Origin of the sequence: Actinopolymorpha sp. B9G3 (genome assembly GCF_040120725.1) — a bacterium.
Lineage (GTDB): Bacteria > Actinomycetota > Actinomycetes > Propionibacteriales > Actinopolymorphaceae > Thermasporomyces.
This window is the reverse complement of record NZ_JBEEAB010000003.1, coordinates 227,790-244,114: the sequence shown is the minus strand read 5'-3', so window position 1 is coordinate 244,114 and position 16,325 is coordinate 227,790. Positions and strand designations below refer to the sequence as shown.

Below are 16,325 nucleotides of genomic sequence, written 5' to 3'. Positions count from 1 at the left end.
GGTGTCGCACACATGGCGGCGGCGTACGTCACCCATGTCCGGTACCAGGGGACTCGCCCCGAAGGTGCAGCCGCCTGGCCGCCTCGGCGACCGACCCGGAGAGGGACGGATAGACCGCGAACGCGTTTGCCACCTGGTCGACGGTCATGCGTCCCGACACCGCGATCGACACCGGATGGATCAGTTCGCTGGCGCGCGGAGCGACGACGACGCCGCCGACGATGATCCCGGTGCCCGGGCGGCAGAACAGCTTGACGAACCCGTCGTGGATGCCCTGCATCTTGGCGCGGGCGTTGCGTGCCAAAGGCAGCTTGACGCTCACCGCCTGCACCTGCCCGCTGTCGACGTCGGCCTGTGACCAGCCGACGGTGGCGATCTCGGGGTCGGTGAAGACGGTCGCGGACACCTGATCGAGGTCGAGCGGCTGGACCGCGTCGCCCAGCGCGTGGCGCATCGCGATCCGGCCCTGCATCGCGGCGACGGACGCGAGCATGAGCACACCGGTGCAGTCCCCCGCCGCGTAGACGCCGCGCGCGGTGGTCCGCGAGACCCGGTCGACCTCGACGAAGCCGGCGTCGTCCAGTCGTACACCTGCCTTGTCCAGGCCCATGTCGGCGGTGTTGGGAATCGAGCCGACGGCCAGCAGGCAGTGTGAACCCTCCACCACGCGCCCGTCGGTGAGCGTGACGACGACGCCGTCGCGGCCGCCCTCGACCGGACCACGCTGCACCGACGCCGCCCGCGACCGCGACAGGACCGTCATGCCGCGCCGGGTGAACACGTCCTCGATCACCGTGGCGGCGTCCGCGTCCTCGCTCGGCAGCACCCGGTCGCGGCTCGACACCAGCACGACGTCACAGCCGAGCGCGTTGTAGGCTCCCGCGAACTCCGCACCGGTCACACCCGAACCGACCACGATGAGGCGTTCGGGAAGCTCGTCCAGGTCATAGACCTGCTCCCAGGTGAGGATGCGTTCCCCGTCGGGTACGGCGTCGGGGAGCACCCGTGGATGGGCCCCGGTCGAGATGAGGATCACGTCGGCGTCGAGGAGTTCTGTGCCCCCGTCGGCGAGTGTGGCGATCACCCTGTCGGGTCCGTCGAGGCTGCCCGTGCCATGGAGGACCTGGATACCCTCCCGCTGGATCTGGCGCTCGATGTCAGCGGACTGGGTGCGGGCGAGAGCCTTGACCCGGGAATTGACCTTCGCGACGTCGACGGTGACGCCCCCGACCTCCGGTGACGCGCGGCCGATCCGCAGCCCCAGCTCGCCAGACTCGCGGACCTGGGCGATCACCTCGGCGGTGGCCACCAGGGTCTTGCTGGGTACGCAGTCGGTGAGGACCGCCGAGCCGCCGAGCCCGTCGCGGTCGACGACGCACACCTCCGCGCCGAGCTGCGCCGCCACCAGCGCCGCCTCGTAGCCGCCAGGTCCGCCTCCGACAATCACCACTCTGGTCACGGTGTCCCATCCTCTCTCACCGATACTCCGTCAGCCAGATAGGCGAGGTGACCCCGCAGTTCTCCCCCCAACCCTTGCGTGGGGCCGTTACCCTCAAAGATCGTGACCTTGTACGCCGCGTACGCAGCCAACCTCAGTCCGCTCGAGATGGCGGACCGCTGCCCGCACTCCCCCCTTCGTGGCACGGGGTGGCTGGTCGGCTGGCGGCTCACCTTCGGCGGCGAGGACCACGGCTGGGAAGGCGCACTCGCCACTGTCGTCGAGGACGAGAAGGCGCAGGTCTTCGTCGCCCTCTACGACGTCGCACCGGCCGACGAACCCACGCTCGAGGTGTGGGAAGGTGCGAACCTCGGTCTCTACCGCAAGATCCGCGTACTGGTGCAGACCCTCGAAGGTCCGGTGACGGCGGTCAGCTACGTCCTGGACGCGTTCGAGGGCGGGCTACCCTCGGCCCGTTATCTCGGCATCCTCGCCGAGGCGGCGGAGGCGGCCGGCGCCCCGGACGACTACGCCGCCGAGCTCCGCCGCCGCCCGTGCCGCAACGTCGGCCTCTGACGTGGCGACCACCCCACTACCTCACGACTCAGACAGCCGCCACGCTCGGTCGATGCGTTGGACCAGCAGTTCCCAGCGGCGTCGGTAACGGTCACGCGCACCGATCCCGCCTCGGCTCCGTCCGGCGCGGGCGGCAGCGTCACGCCGAAGGTTCCTCGCTTGCCGGGCACCGAACCGAGCAGTTGCCAGCTGATGCCGTCGTCGTACGACACCTCGGCGTCGACGCGGAAGTGACCCGGCCCACGAGCACCGGGCTGGTACGCAGGCGTGAGGACGATCTGCGCGGGTTCGTAGCGGCCGAGCTGGTTCGCGAGGTCGGTCTCGAGCGCGTAGTCCACCTGGATCAGGGGCAGCACCTCGCGCCCAGCCGCATGACCGGAACGAAACGTCCACACGCTGCGAGTGCTGTTCGACGTGGTGGACCAAGTGTCCGGTGCCCGTCGTGCGGTCATGTCGAGCTCATAGACTGCCGCCTCCGCCGGGACCAGGAACCGCGTCACCGACTGGTCGGCGCGTCCGACCTCGGCGCCGCCACGGCGAAGCACGACCTCGGTGTGGTCGTCGGGGTCGTCGGCCCACCCGTAGATCTGCCGGTCGCCGGAGACGAACGGCGGGATCAGCAGGCGGATTGCGTCGCCGAAGCGCGCCACCGGTGAGCCGTCCAGCTCGTCGCCGCTCTGGTCCAGGACGGCGGGCCGGGTGAGTGCGGGCCACCAGTGCTGGTCGACAGCATCGCCGCGTTCGTACTCTCGCGGCAGGTCGTACTCCAAGCCTCGCCACGGAGCATGCAGGGCGTCGCCGACCGAACGGCGGGCCCAGGCCGTGTCACCGGCCGTCGTGAGATGGTCGGTACGCCGCACCGGCGCGGCCACGGTCCGGGCGATCGGGAAACCGTCCCTGATGCCGGGGACGAAGGCGTCGCGGTAGGTCACCTCGCCGGGCAGCGACGGGACGGCGCGGCGGTGGAAGAACGTCGTCACCTCGGCGGTCGGCAGCCGCCCGGCATCATAGGTCAGCGGCCCGTCCACCTCGGGTTCGGTCAGCATGAGGTCGTAGCCGTAGGCACTGTCGCGGCGTCCGGTCACCCGCGCCGGCACAGAGCCGCCCGCCGGGATCAGGGCCAACAACCGCTGTGCCTCCGACTGCTGCAGGCCGTACGCGGGAAGGGCCGTGCCCACCGACCCGTCGGACCAGTAGCCCGGAGCGTCCTTGTAGAACAGGACCAGGCTCGCGCCAGCAGCCGCGGCCGCCGTCACCTGGCCAGCGCTCTTGCCCGGCCCCGCCCACCGGATCACGACGACGGCACCAGCCGCCGGCACTGCCGCGAGGTCCTCGGGTGTCGCGTCGCCCCCGTCGACCACGGGAAGCTCCTCGCTCCCGACGTACGCCGGTGTCGCGCTGCCACCGAGCTTCAGCGGCGTCGGGAGCCTGAAGCCACCCGCCCCCATGACGTCGACCGTCATCAGCGGCTGCGAGAACCCCCAACGGTGCGCGACCAGGAACGTGCCGGTACGGACCTTCGGGAACCGCTGGATGTAGACCTCCGGAGTCTGCTTCCCGGACAGCACCCAGCCGGAGAGTGCGCTCCGGTCGTCGATCGAGCGGTACCAGGAGAGGATGTACCGGTCCGGGTCGGCCGGTCGGGGGGTTCTGATCGTCATCCGTTCGGCGTCCCGCGCGTCGAACGCGAGCTTCATCGACGACGTCACCGTCACGTCGGGCCGACCCAGCAGGGTCACCGACCGGTCGAAGGTCCCGCCGTCGGATGTCTTGACGAAGACCATCACGGCGTAGCGCCCGGACGGGACCTGGAAGATGCGGGTGCCGGTCGCGTCGAATGCCCGCACCATGACCTGGCCGGTGTCGACGTTCCACAGCTGAGCTCCGCTGGCCGGAAGGGCAGGTCCGCCGTCCCTGTCGATGGCCGAGACCTCGACGGTGTGGGTCCGGCCGCCGACCGTGAAGCCGACGGCCGTACGCAACGTTCCGGCAGCAGCGCCGCGGGCGATCAGCTGGCCGGCGTAGCTCCCAGGCTCGGTGTCGTTCGGGGCCAGACGCAGAGTGGCCGTCGCCGTCATCCCGGGTGCGATCGTCAACCTCCGCGACGCCAGCACCAGGTCGGCGCGTGCGGTGCTCCCGGCGGCGAGTGGATCCACGTCGACGCTGAGGTCGAGGCGTACCGTCTTGGCGGTGGTGTTGGTGTACGTGACCTCGCGGGTGACGGGTGGTCGAGATTCTCCGGTCCAGGCGAGGTTGCCGAAGGCCACCGTCGCCGTACTCGGGTGGACGCGCTGGGCGAGGGCCGCGGCAACGTCGATCCGACCGGTGCCCTGGGCCGTGGCGGGCGCGTCCAACGCCGGCACCGCGCTGCTGGCGAGCACGCTCTTGAGCTGCGCGGCGGACCAGTCCGGATACCGCTGCGCCAGCAGGGCCGCCGCCCCCGCGACATGGGGGGTAGCCATCGAGGTGCCACTCAACGCGGTGGCGTACTCGTCCAGGTCGCGGCCGAGGTTGGTGCCGGCGGCCCGGGCGGCCACGATGTCGACGCCAGGTGCCGTGACCTCGGGTTTGACGGCTCCATCGCCGCGCCGCGGACCACGACTCGAGAAGCCCGCGAGGACGTCCTGCTTGTCCACGGCGCCGACGGTCAGGGCGGACGTGGCAGTGCCGGGCGCCCCCACCGTGCCTTCTTCCGGTCCAGAGTTCCCGGCCGCGGTAACGAACAACGCGCCGGAACGCGCACTCAGCTCGTCGACCGCCTGGCTGAGCGGGTCAGTGCCGTCGGAGGCCGTGCCGCCCAGGCTCATGTTCACGACCCTCGCGTCGTTGTCGACCGCCCACTCCATGCCGGCGATGATCTGCGAGGTCAAGCCGCGACCGCGGTCGTCGAGAACCTTGCCGACCAGCAGGTCGACGTCCGGGGCAACCCCCTTACGGCGTCCACCGGAGGGCGCACCGGAACCTCCGACGGTCGAAGCAACATGCGTACCGTGGCCGTTCCCGTCCACCACCGTCTCACCGGGAACGAACGTCTGGGCAGCCGCGACCCTGCCGGCGAGGTCGGGATGAGCCGCGTCGTAGCCGGTGTCGAGCACGGCCACCCGCACACCCTTGCCGGTGTAACCCGACTTCCACGCCTGCGGCGCACCGATCTGTGGGGCGCTCTCGTCCAGGGTGGCCCGCACCCGGGCGTCGAGCCAGACCTTGCCGATCCCTCGAGCCAGCCGCGGTAGGCCATCGGCCGGCGTGTCGTCGTCGATCGACTCCCAGAAGTCCCGAGCGTCCTCCCGACGCGGTGTTACCGCCAACGCAGACACGCTGCCCAGGCGGCGCTTGCGCGCGACCCCGGTCGGAGTCATCGGCACCTCGTCCGCCCGGGCGCCCGTGGCAGGGGCGGTGAGGATCAGCGGAAGGCTCGCGTCGTCGCGATAGCCCTGCGCGACGAGTTCGGTGAGGTTGAAGAGGCTCTCGTCGAGCTGGCCGCTCGCGAGATACGGCATCGCCTCCGCGGGAATCAGGCGTACGTCTCCGTCGTAGTCGCCGACGAAATAGGGCCGAGGGTCCGTGGCCGGTTGCTGCACGAGTTCGGCGAGCCTCCGGCCGCCGGGGAGCACGGTGAGTCTGGCAACGTCGCCGGTGATCAGCGTGACTGTGTAGGTCCCCCTGGTCGCTGCCGCGCTGACGTCGGCAGTCGCAGGACCCGCACCCGACACCACAACCGATGTCGCACCCAGCGCCGCGCCCCATGCCGGTCCCACGGCGGCAAGGGTGGCGACGATGACGACGGCGACTCGGTAAGCAAGGGGGCCCCGGCGGGCGCCACGCGGTGATCTCACCGTTCAACCTCCTGACTCCCCGCCAGCACACGGCGTTCCGGAAGCTTCACAGTGGAGATGATCCGGGTCCAGGCAGTTGCCGTGGCGCTGATGTGTCATGGCTCGATTCAGCCAAGCCGTCGCCGCTCGCCAGGCAACAAGTAGGGTCGGCTTCCGTGACGGACGTACGGACCGATCCATACGCCGTGGCGGCATCCGCGGCCGCGCTCCTCGCCGAACGCACCGGAGTAGCCAGCCACGACGTGGCCGTCGTACTCGGCTCTGGCTGGCGGTCCGCCGCTGACCTGCTCGGCGACACCGTGGCTGAGGTGGGATTCACCGAGCTGCCGGGGTTCGCACCCCCAGCGGTGGCCGGCCATGCCGGTCGGGTCCGCAGCATCGTCGCCGGCGGTCGGCGGGTGCTGGTGTTCCTCGGTCGTACGCATCTCTACGAGGGCCACGGCGTCGCGGCCGTCGTCCATGGCGTACGTACCGCGATCGCGGCCGGGTGCCGCGTGGTGGTGCTCACCAACGGGTGCGGCGGGCTCCGCGAGGAATGGGAGCCTGGCACTCCGGTCCTGATCGCCGACCATCTCAACCTCACCGGACAGTCGCCGCTCGTGGGCGCGCACTTCGTCGACCTCACCGATCTCTACGCCGGTCGGCTCCGCGCGCTGTGCCGCGAGATCGAGCCGGCGCTACCCGAGGGTGTCTACGCACAGCTGCCGGGACCGCACTACGAGACGCCGGCGGAGATCCGCTACCTGCAGACGATCGGCGCGGACCTCGTCGGCATGTCGACGGCCCTGGAGGCGATCGCCGCCCGCGAAGGTGGCGCCGAGGTGCTCGGCCTGTCCCTGGTGACCAACCTCGCGGCCGGCCTCAGTGGCGAACCCCTCTCCCACACGGAGGTGCTGGCCGCCGGCCAGTCCGCCGCGGACCGGATGGGCCGGCTCCTCTCCGCCCTCGTCGGACGGCTGTAGCCGGGCACGTGCCGCCGGGCGAGTAACGCCGGGGCGCCTGCGCCGGGGCGCCTGCGCCGGGGCGCGGAGAATGACCACGCTGCCCATGCCTCTGCGAACTCAGCCAGGCGTCGATGCCTGGTCAGAGTCCAGAGGCATGGGCAGCGTGGTCATTTGCGGTCTCTCGCCGACGGTGAGTCAGACGGCCCGGTTGCGCTGGGCCGCCCCTGGTACGCCGTAGGGGTAGTCGTCGACGATCGGCGTACTCGCGTCAGTCAGCAGGGCGGCCTCCTCCTCCGACAGGTGCAGGCCCGCCGCACCGAGGTTGTCGTCGAGCTGCTCGACCGTACGGGCACCGAGGATGACCGACGTGACGGCCGGGCGGTCGGCCAGCCAGGCGAGGGCCACCTGTGCCATCGAGACACCTCGACCTTCGGCGACCTTGCGTACGGCGTCGATCACCTGCCAGGTGCGTTCGGCCGCGTTGCGCTTGGCGTAGCCCTCCATGCCGCGCTCGGGGTTCTCGCCGAGGCGGGTCGCGCCGGTCGGCGTGGAGTCGCGGGTGTACTTGCCGGTGAGCCAGCCGCCCCCGAGCGGGGACCAGGGCAGGATGCCGATGCCTTCGTTCTCGCAGACGGACACCAGCTCGAACTCGATGTTGCGCTGGAGCAGGTTGTACTGCGGCTGCAGGGTGACGATCGGCGCGAGTCCGAGGTGCTCGGTCAGTAGCGCGGCCTTCTGCAGCTGCCAGCCGAGGAAGTTCGAAACGCCGACGTAGTGGATCTTGCCGGCACGTACCGCGTCGTCGAAGAACTGCAGCGCCTCCTCGATCGGCGTCAGTGGGTCCCAGGCGTGGGCCTGGTAGAGGTCGATGGTCTCCACCTGGAGCCGGCGGAGGCTGGCGTCGAGGGCGCGGGTCAGGTGCAGCCTGGAGAGGCCGAGCTCGTTGCGGACACCCGTGCGGGAGAATCGGCCCTTCGTGGCGATGACGAGGTGCTCGCGCAGTTCCGGGTGGGCAGCGAGCCAGCGGCCGATGATCTCCTCGGACGCGCCGGAGGAGTAGACGTTGGCCGTGTCGATGAAGGTGCCGCCCTGCTCGACGAAGCGGTCGAGCTGCGCGTGCGAGACGCGTTCGTCGCTCTCCGTACCGAACGTCATCGTGCCCAGGCACAGCGACGACACGATCGTGCCGGTGCCGCCCAGCGTGCGATATTCCATGCGTACCTCCATCCGAGGGGTACCGGACGTGCGGCTTGAGCAGGCACAGTCCGGACCCGAGCTTCGCGGTCAAGGGTGCCCCAGCACGATTAAGCTGTCCAACAGAAGAAACCGATCCAGCTGATCAGGCCAGGTGATGACCTGCCATGGAGCTACGCCAACTCGAGTACTTCGTGACCGTTGCCGAGGAACGACATTTCACCCGGGCGGCCCAGCGGTTGCACGTGGCGCAGTCCGGTATCTCCGCGTCCATTCGTTCACTGGAACGGGAGTTGGAGGCCGAGCTCTTCATCCGCAGCACCCGCAGCGTCGAGCTCACCGACGCCGGGCGGGCACTGCTCGTCGAGGCGCGACACACGCTCTGTGACGTGGCGGCCGCGCGCGAAGCCGTCGCCGCCGTCCGCGGGCTGGTGAGCGGCCGGCTTGTGGTGGGGACGCTGCAGTGCCTGTGCGCGCTGAGCGTCCCGGACCTGCTCGCCCGCTTCCACCAGGCACATCCGGGTGTGGAGATCCGGCTGAAGCAGGGCGGTACGCCAGAACTGCTCGCGCAGGTCCGGGCCGGCGACATGGACGTCGCCCTGGTGTCCGAGCCGCCCGGCGAACCGGCGGGGGTCGCTGTGACACCGCTGGCGCGCGAGCCGATGGTGCTGGCGTGTGGGCCCGGTCATGCGTTCGCCGGGAGGGACAGCCTGGACCTCGCCGACTGCAAGGACGAACGGTTCGTCGACTTCCACCCCGGCTGGATCACCCGCGACGTCACCGACCGATCGCTCGCCGACGCGCGGATCGAACGGCGAGTGGCGCTGGAGGTCAACGACGTCCACTCGCTGCTCGAGTTCGTCGGCGCCGGTCTCGGGGTGGCGCTGGTGCCGCACAGCTTCACGAAGAAGAAGACCCGGGCGCGCTTCGTACCCCTCCGGGCGCCGGTCCCCGAGTGGCGGACGGTCGTGGCGGTCCCCGCCGGGCGTAGGCCGAGCCCGGCGGCGGCGGCGCTGCTCACCGATCCGGCGTTGGCACCCCGGCGGAGTGCCGGCGCCGCTCGCCCATGATGCAGTGGCGGCGCCACTCGTCCATGATCATGAAGGATTTGTCGGCTGTCCGGCTGAAAAGCTTTCATGATCACGATCATGATCACCGGATTGAGGGGGCGCTGTGGGTCGGGTGAACGAGGTGGGCACGATGGAGCTCGGCGGTCTGGTCGAGAAGGCGCGGGAATGGCTCGCGGAGGATCCCGATCCGGTGACCGGTGCGGAACTCACCGCCCTCGTCGCCGCCGCCGAGAACGATGACGAAGCCGCGCGGGCAGAGCTTGCGGACCGGTTCGCCGGAACGTTGGAGTTCGGGACTGCCGGCCTGCGCGGCGCACTCGGCGCAGGGCCCAACCGGATGAACCGCGTCGTCGTCATCCGGGCCGCCGCCGGACTCGCCGCCTACCTGCGTACGCACGGACATGCAGGTGGCGCCGTCGCGGTCGGCTACGACGCCCGCCACAACTCCCGCACCTTCGCAGGCGACACAGCGGCCGTTCTCGCCGGTGCCGGGCTGCGCCCACTGGTGTTGCCCCGGGCGTTGCCCACACCCGTTCTGGCGTTCGCGATCCGACACCTCGGATGCGTCGCGGGCGTGATGGTCACGGCCTCGCACAACCCCGCTCAGGACAACGGCTACAAGGTCTACCTCGGCGACGGTACGCAGATCGTGCCGCCCGCTGACGCCGACATCGCGGCTGAGATCGCGGCGGTCGGACGGCTCACGTCCGTCTCCCGCGGCGAGGGGTGGGAGACACTCGACGACAGTGTCGTGGAGGCGTACCTCGCGCGGGTCGCCTCGCTGCCTGCCCCCGGTCCCCGGGACCTGCGCATCGCCTACACCCCACTGCACGGCGTGGGAGGTGCGGTCGTACGGACGGCACTGGAACGGACCGGGTTCTCCGCCCCCACTGTCGTCGCTGCCCAGGCCGAGCCTGATCCCGACTTCCCGACGACGGCCTTCCCGAATCCCGAAGAGCTCGGAACGATGGACCTCGCATTCGAGCTGGGAGGGCACATCGGCGCGGACATCGTGCTCGCGAACGATCCGGACGCCGACCGGTGCGCGGTCGCGGTGCCGAGCGACGGCGGGTTCCGCCGGTTGTCAGGAGACGAGGTGGGCGCGCTCTTCGCCGTCCATCTGCTGCGGTCGGGAATCCGCGGGACGCTCGCGACGACGATCGTCTCGAGTTCCCTGCTGTCGGCGATCGCCGCGCGCCATGATGTGCCCTACGTCGAGACGCTGACCGGTTTCAAGTGGCTCGGCCGCGTGCCGGGGCTGATGTTCGGCTACGAGGAAGCGCTCGGCTACTGCGTCGACCCGGGCGCCGTCGGCGACAAGGACGGCATCTCGGCGATCGTCCGGATAGCAGAGTTGGCGGCCGCGTTGAAGGCCGAGGGCCGGACGCTCATCGACCTGCTCGACGACATCGCCACGGAGTACGACGTCCATGCCACGCAGCAGCACGCGGTCCGGCTGCGTACCGTCGCCGACGCCACCCCCACGCTCGAACGCCTGCGGAAGGTTCCGCCCCGGTCGCTCGGCGGCCGGCCCGTCGAACGGGTCGACGACCTCGCCGCTCCCGAGCCCGGCGGTTTGCCTCCGACAGACGGGCTCCGCTTCGTTCTGGCCGACCGGGGACGGGTCCTCATCCGCCCGAGCGGTACCGAGCCGAAACTCAAGTGCTACGTCGAAGTCGTCGTACCGGTCGAGGATCCGGGAGCGGGCACGGTAGACCTGGCAGCTGCGAGAACCGCAGCCGACGAAGCCCTTGCCGCCATCGGCAGGGACATCCAGGACCTGCTGGGCGCCTGATGCGCAGCCGACGCCTCGGCCAATCCCTCGCGAGTCCCTCGGGACACCCTCAGACCGGCACAGCCTCAGACCAGCACAGCCCGGACCGTTGCGCTCTCAGACGGTGGCGATGGGGTTGGCAGGGGAACCGACTGCGCCGGGCAAGCGCAGGGGCGGAGCCGTCAACAGGAACCTCGATCGTTCGTGCTCGCGCAACCACAGCGCCAGCTCCTCGAGGTACCACATCTCCCCGAGGTTGAGGCCGAGCTTGAACAGGCAGTGGTGATGGATGGGCAACGCCGCATGCGGATCCGGCCCACCGTCCTTGGCGGGAAACGCCTCCACGCCGTAGTTGTCCGCGATCAGGGCCGCGATCTGGCTGTCGCTGATCCACTGCAGCAGGCGTTCGTCTCGCCCGTCGAGCACCGCGCACATCGCGTGCACCCGCTCCGGGTGCGGCGTACCACCCATCGCCAGTAACTCCGTCGCATAGCCCGTGTGCAAAAGCAGCATGTCGCCGGGCTCGACCACGACATCGTCGGCGTCCATGACGGCGGCCAACTGGTCGTAACCGACGTAGGTCTGCGTACGGCCGAAATGCTTCTCGAGGTCGACGAGGACGCCGCGACCCTGGATCGGCTTCTCGGCCATGTTCTCGACACCGAGCTTGTACGCATAGCAGGCATGGCCGTCGGCGCCCACCGCCGCCAACGGGCCCACCACATCGGCTCCCGACCGGAAACCGTTGTAGAAAAGGGCTTCCGGTGCACCGTCACCGTCCGCGTCGAACATCGCCCCGACATGGCAGAGGCTGTCCCACTGGGAGGAGTACTGCAGCGTCAAGGTGACCTTGTCATCACAGACGACGTCGAGGTGCCGCGCGTCCAACCGTCCGGTACGGAAGTTGTAGCGGAAACCGTTCTCGTCACTCGTCGGCGACAGCACCGGAGCCACCCGGCGGGGATTGACCACGTTGCCGCCAGGTGCGTCGAGTGGAAGGCTGAGGCAGAACGTCAGGCCCTCCCGCACCTCGGCAATTCCCTCGCGGACCTTCGCGGGCGTCAGCAGGTTGAGCCGGCCGAGCTGGTCGTCCTCCCCCCAGTCGCCCCAGGTCGAACCGTCGGGTCGGTGCGTCCACCGCGTCATCGGTTGCCTCCACTTGTCAGAGCCGTACGACTGTGCCCGGCCTCCGCGAGCAATGGCCAGGGCTCGCATAGTGCCGGTTCTGGGGCGCGAAGAACCAGAGGCTGCCCACGAACGCCGACGCTGCGAAGGCCAGCGCCGCGAAGTTTGGCGCCACGAAGGTCAGACTGCGCGTGACCCTGGCACGCCGACGAAGGCGCGCGCCCTCGTCGGCTTCAGCCGAACTGGCTCGCCACCACGGCGACCAGGATCGCGGCGGCGATCACCCCGAACTCCGGCCACCGCCAGTGCCGCTCGACCTTCGCCGATCCGCCGGTCTGTTGTGCGGTCGTCTCCGCATACTTCCGCGACAGCCCGTCGATCCGCTGGAGGGTGTAGTCGGACGGCGAGACACTGGCGCCCGGGCCCGTCGCGTCGGCCGGTTCCAGGAGTCCGCCCTCGGCGATCCGCACCGCGTCGCGCTTCGATCGGCGTCGCAGCGACCGCCGGTCGGCGCCGGTCAACGCGACCGCCACCGAGCGGTGTTCCGCGCCGGCCACCTTCACCTGGAGGACCGGGGCGATGGCGACCGACTCGATCAGGTGCCACGGTATCCACGTGTCGCTCAGGATGTTGCGTAGGACCAGGGCTTCTTCGTACGCGACGACGCAGGGGCGGACCAGCGCGAGCCAGACGACCGCGCTCACCGCGATGACGACCGTGGCGGCCGTGAACCCGTCCCAGGTACGCCACTCGAGAACGATGTCGACGAGGATCAGGGCCCCGATCGCCAGGGTGAGCACGCCGAGCACCCGACCCGCGGTCGGAGCGAAGCTCTCGATCTTGGACGCCTTGTCCGCCGTACGCACTGAAAGCCGGCTCACTGGTTACCCTCCCGACATCATGATCGCCCGCGTGCTCCCTCCCGTGGGGCCTGCTCAAGGCGGGCCAGCTGGGCGGGCGCATCGGGCGTTCGGTGAGTCGATTGTGCCGTGCTGTTGACGGCACTGGAAGCACCTGCCAATAATTTCTAGCATGTGCAAGGTCGATCATGCGTGAGAGTGAGCTGACCGGAGACCAGCTGCTCCAGGCGTTGAGCACGCTGGCCAACCCGCACCGGCTGCGGGTCGTCGCGGCGCTGAGGCCGGGCCGGCAGTACGTCAGCGCGATGGCCCGCCAGCTCGGGATCAGCCGACCACTGCTGCAGATGCACCTGCGCAAGCTCCAGGCCGCTGGCCTCGTCACCGCGCAACTCGAGCTTGCCGACGACGGAAAGGCGGTCAACTACTACAGCCTCACCCCGTTCGCGCTGCACCTCTCCCCCGACACCATCGCCCGCGCCGTCCACACGCTCAGCGACGGCAAGGAAGGACGGTAACCGTGTCCGACGCACAGAGACGTTCCATGTTGACCGCCCCGACGTAGACGAGCTGAAACGGAAACCACCGCTCAGGGCCGTCCCGGAGCGTGCGCCTCAGACCGGTTGGGCGAAGACGAACGTGTTCCCGGTGAAGCGTGAGCCGTCGTACCAGCAGGTGATGAGGACCAGCCTCCCGCCCGGGAAATGCCGGTCGTCGATCGTCTTCGCCTCCTCGGCCACCTGCTCGAACGCCTTGTCCGGGACCACCCTGGTGACCTCGTACCTGACCACACCGCGGTTGGTGTAGACGTCGACGTCGTCGCCTTGCCGCAACCGGGCGGCATATCCGAGGGCTCCGCCACCCACGCCTTCGACACCTCGTCGCTTCAGGGTGTGACCCACGATCAGCGAACTGCCCACGCCTGCACCAGGTATCGGACCGTCCTGCCACCAGCCGACGGTGGCGGGATCACTGGGCGGGACAAGAGTGCGGTACTTCTTGCTCGCCGGGTCATTACTCATGCTGATGCCCTGGACCGGAGCACTGACGTGCAGCCGGGGAATCTCGATCCGGGACGGGACACCTGCCTCAGCTCGATCTCGATGCACCGTGGCCTGGCCTTCAGCCTCCGCGGCCCCTGACCTGGCATTGCCCCCGGAGTTCGGGTCTTCCCCGGAGTGGGTCCCGGGCAGGGACCCACTCGCGAGGAAGCATCCCGTCACCGCCAGCACGATGCCGACGGCGAGGAACAGCCAACGCGCTGCCTTAGGCGGCGCCATGTCCACCCTGGTGCGCCGGCTTGAGGAGCCGGAATCCGCCGAGCGCCATCACCGCCAGGCCGGTGAACAGGACAACCCAACCGAGAAGGGCAACCGAACCGAGACCCCCTGCCGGGCCGTCACCACTACCGCCGAAACCACCCTCGAACGCGGTCGGACCCGGGCCCGGCACGGGTGTGCTTGTCGGTGCCGGGCTGTCCGAAGGTGTCGGCTCAGGACTGTCGGTCGGCTCCGGCGTCTCTGTCACCGTCGGCTCCGGGCTCGGTGTGTCGGTCACCGTTGGCTCCGGGGTGGGCGTGTCGGTCGGCTCCGGCGTCGGCTCCGTGCCGCACGCCTGCACCCAGAACACCTTGTACTTGTGGAACGCCACCTTGCCGCCCGCGTCGGTCACGGTGACGTCGACCTTGATGTGCACCTGGCCCTTGGTGTTCACCTCGAGACCGGTGAGGTCGAGTTCGTAGGACTCGCTGTGGTTGAGGACGTTGCTCGGATCGTTTCCACCCACGAAGTCGAACGACGAGCGCCCCTTGTCCGCAAGTGGCACCACCACCGGAGGCGTGGGATTGGTCGGGGACCATACGTTGAAGGTCACGTCGGCCGTGTTGGTGCCGGGTTCAGGATCGAACCCGAAGAACTGCAGGTCGAAGCCACAGACCACGTGCGGTTCGTTGGACGGATCCGCATCGACCGGAGTGCCGTCGATCTTGACCGAGCCATTGGCGCCCGCCGGCTGGTGGTCGGCTGCCGCGGGCTGGACGAGGAGGAGTGCGCCGATGACGGCGAGGAGGAGGCCGAGCATCAGCGTGCCGATGCTGCGTGCGGCGCCAGAGAGGCGACGCTGAACAGGAGGACGGGCGTTCATGGTTCCCTTTCGAGGAAACTGAGATGATCCGTGAACCCCCGTGAGAAACGTCCAGCCGCCGGCGCCAGGCGCCACGTGCGTGACGGATCTTTATACACGCCTGCTCGGCACCCGGTTGCAGAGAATCCGCGCTTGCTCGGCTGTGGCCACTTTCGGCCAGTCCGAGCGTGTCTCACGCTCACGGACTGTCCGGTTCCCGACACGTTGAGCGCCGATCAGGTCGACCGCGGCGGACGCGGAGCACTGAGTCGGAACCTGTACGCGACATAGACTCTGGCGGGTGACCATGACCGCCGCGCTGTCGCCGGAACGGATCTCGGCGATCACCGGTTCCGATGCGAGTCTGCGCGCGTTTCTGGCGGGCTTGCCAGGCGTCGACCAGGTGGGCGCGGAGGCGCGGGCGGCCACGCTGGCCACCCGGTCGATCAAGACGTCGGCGAAGGAGTACGCCCTCGACCTGGCCGTGACGATGATCGACCTCACCACGCTGGAGGGCCAGGACACGCCCGGCAAGGTGCGGGCGCTCTGCGCGAAGGCCCAGCGTCCGGACCCGGCCGACCCGACCTGCCCACCCGTCGCCGCCGTGTGCATCTACCCCGACCTCGTACCCACCGTGAAGGCCGCCCTCGCCGGCAGCACCGTCAAGGTGGCGAGCGTCGCCACGGCGTTCCCGTCGGGGCGGTCCAGCCTCGACGTCAAGGTGCGCGAGACGGCTGACGCGGTAGCGGCCGGCGCCGACGAGATCGACATGGTGATCGACCGTGGAGCGTTCCTCGCCGGCCGGTTCGCCGCGGTGTACGACGAGATCGTCGCCGTCAAAGCGGCCTGCGGCGAGGCGCATCTCAAGGTGATCCTGGAGACCGGCGAGCTGGCGACCTACGACAACGTACGCCGCGCGAGCTGGCTCGCCATGCTGGCCGGGGCCGACGTCATCAAAACCAGTACGGGCAAGGTGTCGCCGGCCGCGACCCTGCCGGTCACGCTGGTGATGCTGGAGGCGGTGCGCGACTTCCGCGACGCCACCGGCCGGCTGGTGGGGGTGAAGGCGGCGGGCGGCATTCGTACGGCCAAGGACGCGATTCGCTACCTCGTCCTCGTGAACGAGACCGCCGGCGAGGACTGGCTCGATCCCGCTGGCTTCCGGATCGGGGCGTCCAGCCTGCTCAACGACCTGCTGATGCAGCGAACCAAGATGCGGACGGGCCGGTACGCAGGTCCTGACTACTTCACCCTCGACTGACCAGGAACGTCGCGGCTGCGGTCGCGGTCCTGGACTGCTTCGCGGGGCCGGCGACCAGTGGCACGTCCACCGGAAGCAGCCCGAAGACAGGCCGCCCCGCCATGATCATGCGGGAGAAACTGGGCGTTT

General features: G+C 69.7%; 13 protein-coding genes. 6 read left to right on the top strand and 7 right to left on the bottom strand.

Features of this window, described 5'->3' with window-relative positions; translation table 11 throughout:
- Window positions 1–28: 28 nt before the first annotated feature.
- The gene (locus ABNF93_RS07340; protein WP_349326944.1) at window positions 29–1,459 is read right to left on the bottom strand and encodes an NAD(P)H-quinone dehydrogenase; all 1,431 of its coding nucleotides are present in this window, start codon (window positions 1,457–1,459) and stop codon (window positions 29–31) included.
- Between the two features lie 102 nt (window positions 1,460–1,561).
- On the opposite strand from ABNF93_RS07340, the gene ABNF93_RS07335 reads away from it, so the two are divergent.
- Complete coding sequence (locus tag ABNF93_RS07335) at window positions 1,562–2,014, top strand: gamma-glutamylcyclotransferase (RefSeq protein ID WP_349326943.1); 453 nt, start codon at window positions 1,562–1,564, stop codon at window positions 2,012–2,014.
- Here the strand turns inward: ABNF93_RS07335 and ABNF93_RS07330 are convergent.
- Complete coding sequence (locus tag ABNF93_RS07330; RefSeq protein ID WP_349326942.1) at window positions 1,966–5,850, bottom strand: S8 family peptidase; 3,885 nt, start codon at window positions 5,848–5,850, stop codon at window positions 1,966–1,968. The genes ABNF93_RS07335 and ABNF93_RS07330 overlap by 49 nt on opposite strands.
- Window positions 5,851–6,005: 155 nt before the next feature.
- Between ABNF93_RS07330 and ABNF93_RS07325 the strand changes: the two genes are divergently transcribed.
- Complete coding sequence (locus ABNF93_RS07325) at window positions 6,006–6,812, top strand: purine-nucleoside phosphorylase (protein ID WP_349326941.1); 807 nt, start codon at window positions 6,006–6,008, stop codon at window positions 6,810–6,812.
- A 177-nt stretch (window positions 6,813–6,989) separates the two neighbouring features.
- On the opposite strand, the gene ABNF93_RS07320 is transcribed toward ABNF93_RS07325, so the two are convergent.
- Entirely contained in the window at window positions 6,990–8,009 is a 1,020-nt protein-coding gene (locus tag ABNF93_RS07320; RefSeq protein ID WP_349326939.1) for an aldo/keto reductase, read from the bottom strand.
- Window positions 8,010–8,155: 146 nt separating this feature from the next.
- On the opposite strand from ABNF93_RS07320, the gene ABNF93_RS07315 reads away from it, so the two are divergent.
- A complete protein-coding gene (locus ABNF93_RS07315; RefSeq protein ID WP_349326937.1) occupies window positions 8,156–9,058 on the top strand; it encodes a LysR family transcriptional regulator in 903 nt (300 codons plus the stop codon).
- Window positions 9,059–9,188: 130 nt separating this feature from the next.
- A complete protein-coding gene (locus ABNF93_RS07310; RefSeq protein WP_349326936.1) occupies window positions 9,189–10,853 on the top strand; it encodes a phospho-sugar mutase in 1,665 nt (554 codons plus the stop codon).
- Window positions 10,854–10,949: 96 nt separating this feature from the next.
- Here the strand turns inward: ABNF93_RS07310 and ABNF93_RS07305 are convergent, their stop codons facing one another.
- A complete protein-coding gene (locus tag ABNF93_RS07305; protein ID WP_349326934.1) occupies window positions 10,950–11,978 on the bottom strand; it encodes a cyclase family protein in 1,029 nt (342 codons plus the stop codon).
- 212 nt (window positions 11,979–12,190) lie between these two features.
- Complete coding sequence (locus ABNF93_RS07300) at window positions 12,191–12,838, bottom strand: hypothetical protein (protein ID WP_349326932.1); 648 nt, start codon at window positions 12,836–12,838, stop codon at window positions 12,191–12,193.
- 167 nt (window positions 12,839–13,005) lie between these two features.
- On the opposite strand from ABNF93_RS07300, the gene ABNF93_RS07295 reads away from it, so the two are divergent.
- Window positions 13,006–13,332 (top strand): ArsR/SmtB family transcription factor, encoded by a 327-nt coding sequence (locus tag ABNF93_RS07295; RefSeq protein ID WP_349326930.1) that lies wholly within the window; start codon window positions 13,006–13,008, stop codon window positions 13,330–13,332.
- 96 nt (window positions 13,333–13,428) lie between these two features.
- On the opposite strand, the gene ABNF93_RS07290 is transcribed toward ABNF93_RS07295, so the two are convergent.
- On the bottom strand, window positions 13,429–14,094 hold the full coding sequence (locus ABNF93_RS07290) for a class F sortase (RefSeq protein ID WP_349326929.1): 666 nt from the start codon (window positions 14,092–14,094) through the stop codon (window positions 13,429–13,431).
- A complete protein-coding gene (locus ABNF93_RS07285) occupies window positions 14,081–14,956 on the bottom strand; it encodes a hypothetical protein (protein WP_349326928.1) in 876 nt (291 codons plus the stop codon). The genes ABNF93_RS07290 and ABNF93_RS07285 overlap by 14 nt, the downstream gene beginning before the upstream one ends.
- A gap of 286 nt (window positions 14,957–15,242) precedes the next feature.
- On the opposite strand from ABNF93_RS07285, the gene deoC reads away from it, so the two are divergent.
- On the top strand, window positions 15,243–16,196 hold the full coding sequence (gene deoC, locus ABNF93_RS07280; RefSeq protein ID WP_349327329.1) for a deoxyribose-phosphate aldolase: 954 nt from the start codon (window positions 15,243–15,245) through the stop codon (window positions 16,194–16,196).
- Window positions 16,197–16,325 lie beyond the last annotated feature (129 nt).

Bases quoted from the DNA above. Each gene is read 5' to 3' on its own strand.
- ABNF93_RS07310 (WP_349326936.1), top strand. From the start codon at position 9,189: ATGGAGCTCGGCGGTCTGGTCGAGAAGGCGCGGGAATGGCTCGCGGAG.
- ABNF93_RS07320 (WP_349326939.1), bottom strand. From the start codon at position 8,009: ATGGAATATCGCACGCTGGGCGGCACCGGCACGATCGTGTCGTCGCTG.
- ABNF93_RS07305 (WP_349326934.1), bottom strand. From the start codon at position 11,978: ATGACGCGGTGGACGCACCGACCCGACGGTTCGACCTGGGGCGACTGG.
- ABNF93_RS07290 (WP_349326929.1), bottom strand. From the start codon at position 14,094: ATGGCGCCGCCTAAGGCAGCGCGTTGGCTGTTCCTCGCCGTCGGCATC.
- ABNF93_RS07315 (WP_349326937.1), top strand. From the start codon at position 8,156: ATGGAGCTACGCCAACTCGAGTACTTCGTGACCGTTGCCGAGGAACGA.
- deoC (WP_349327329.1), top strand. From the start codon at position 15,243: ATGACCGCCGCGCTGTCGCCGGAACGGATCTCGGCGATCACCGGTTCC.
- ABNF93_RS07285 (WP_349326928.1), bottom strand. From the start codon at position 14,956: ATGAACGCCCGTCCTCCTGTTCAGCGTCGCCTCTCTGGCGCCGCACGC.
- ABNF93_RS07295 (WP_349326930.1), top strand. From the start codon at position 13,006: ATGCGTGAGAGTGAGCTGACCGGAGACCAGCTGCTCCAGGCGTTGAGC.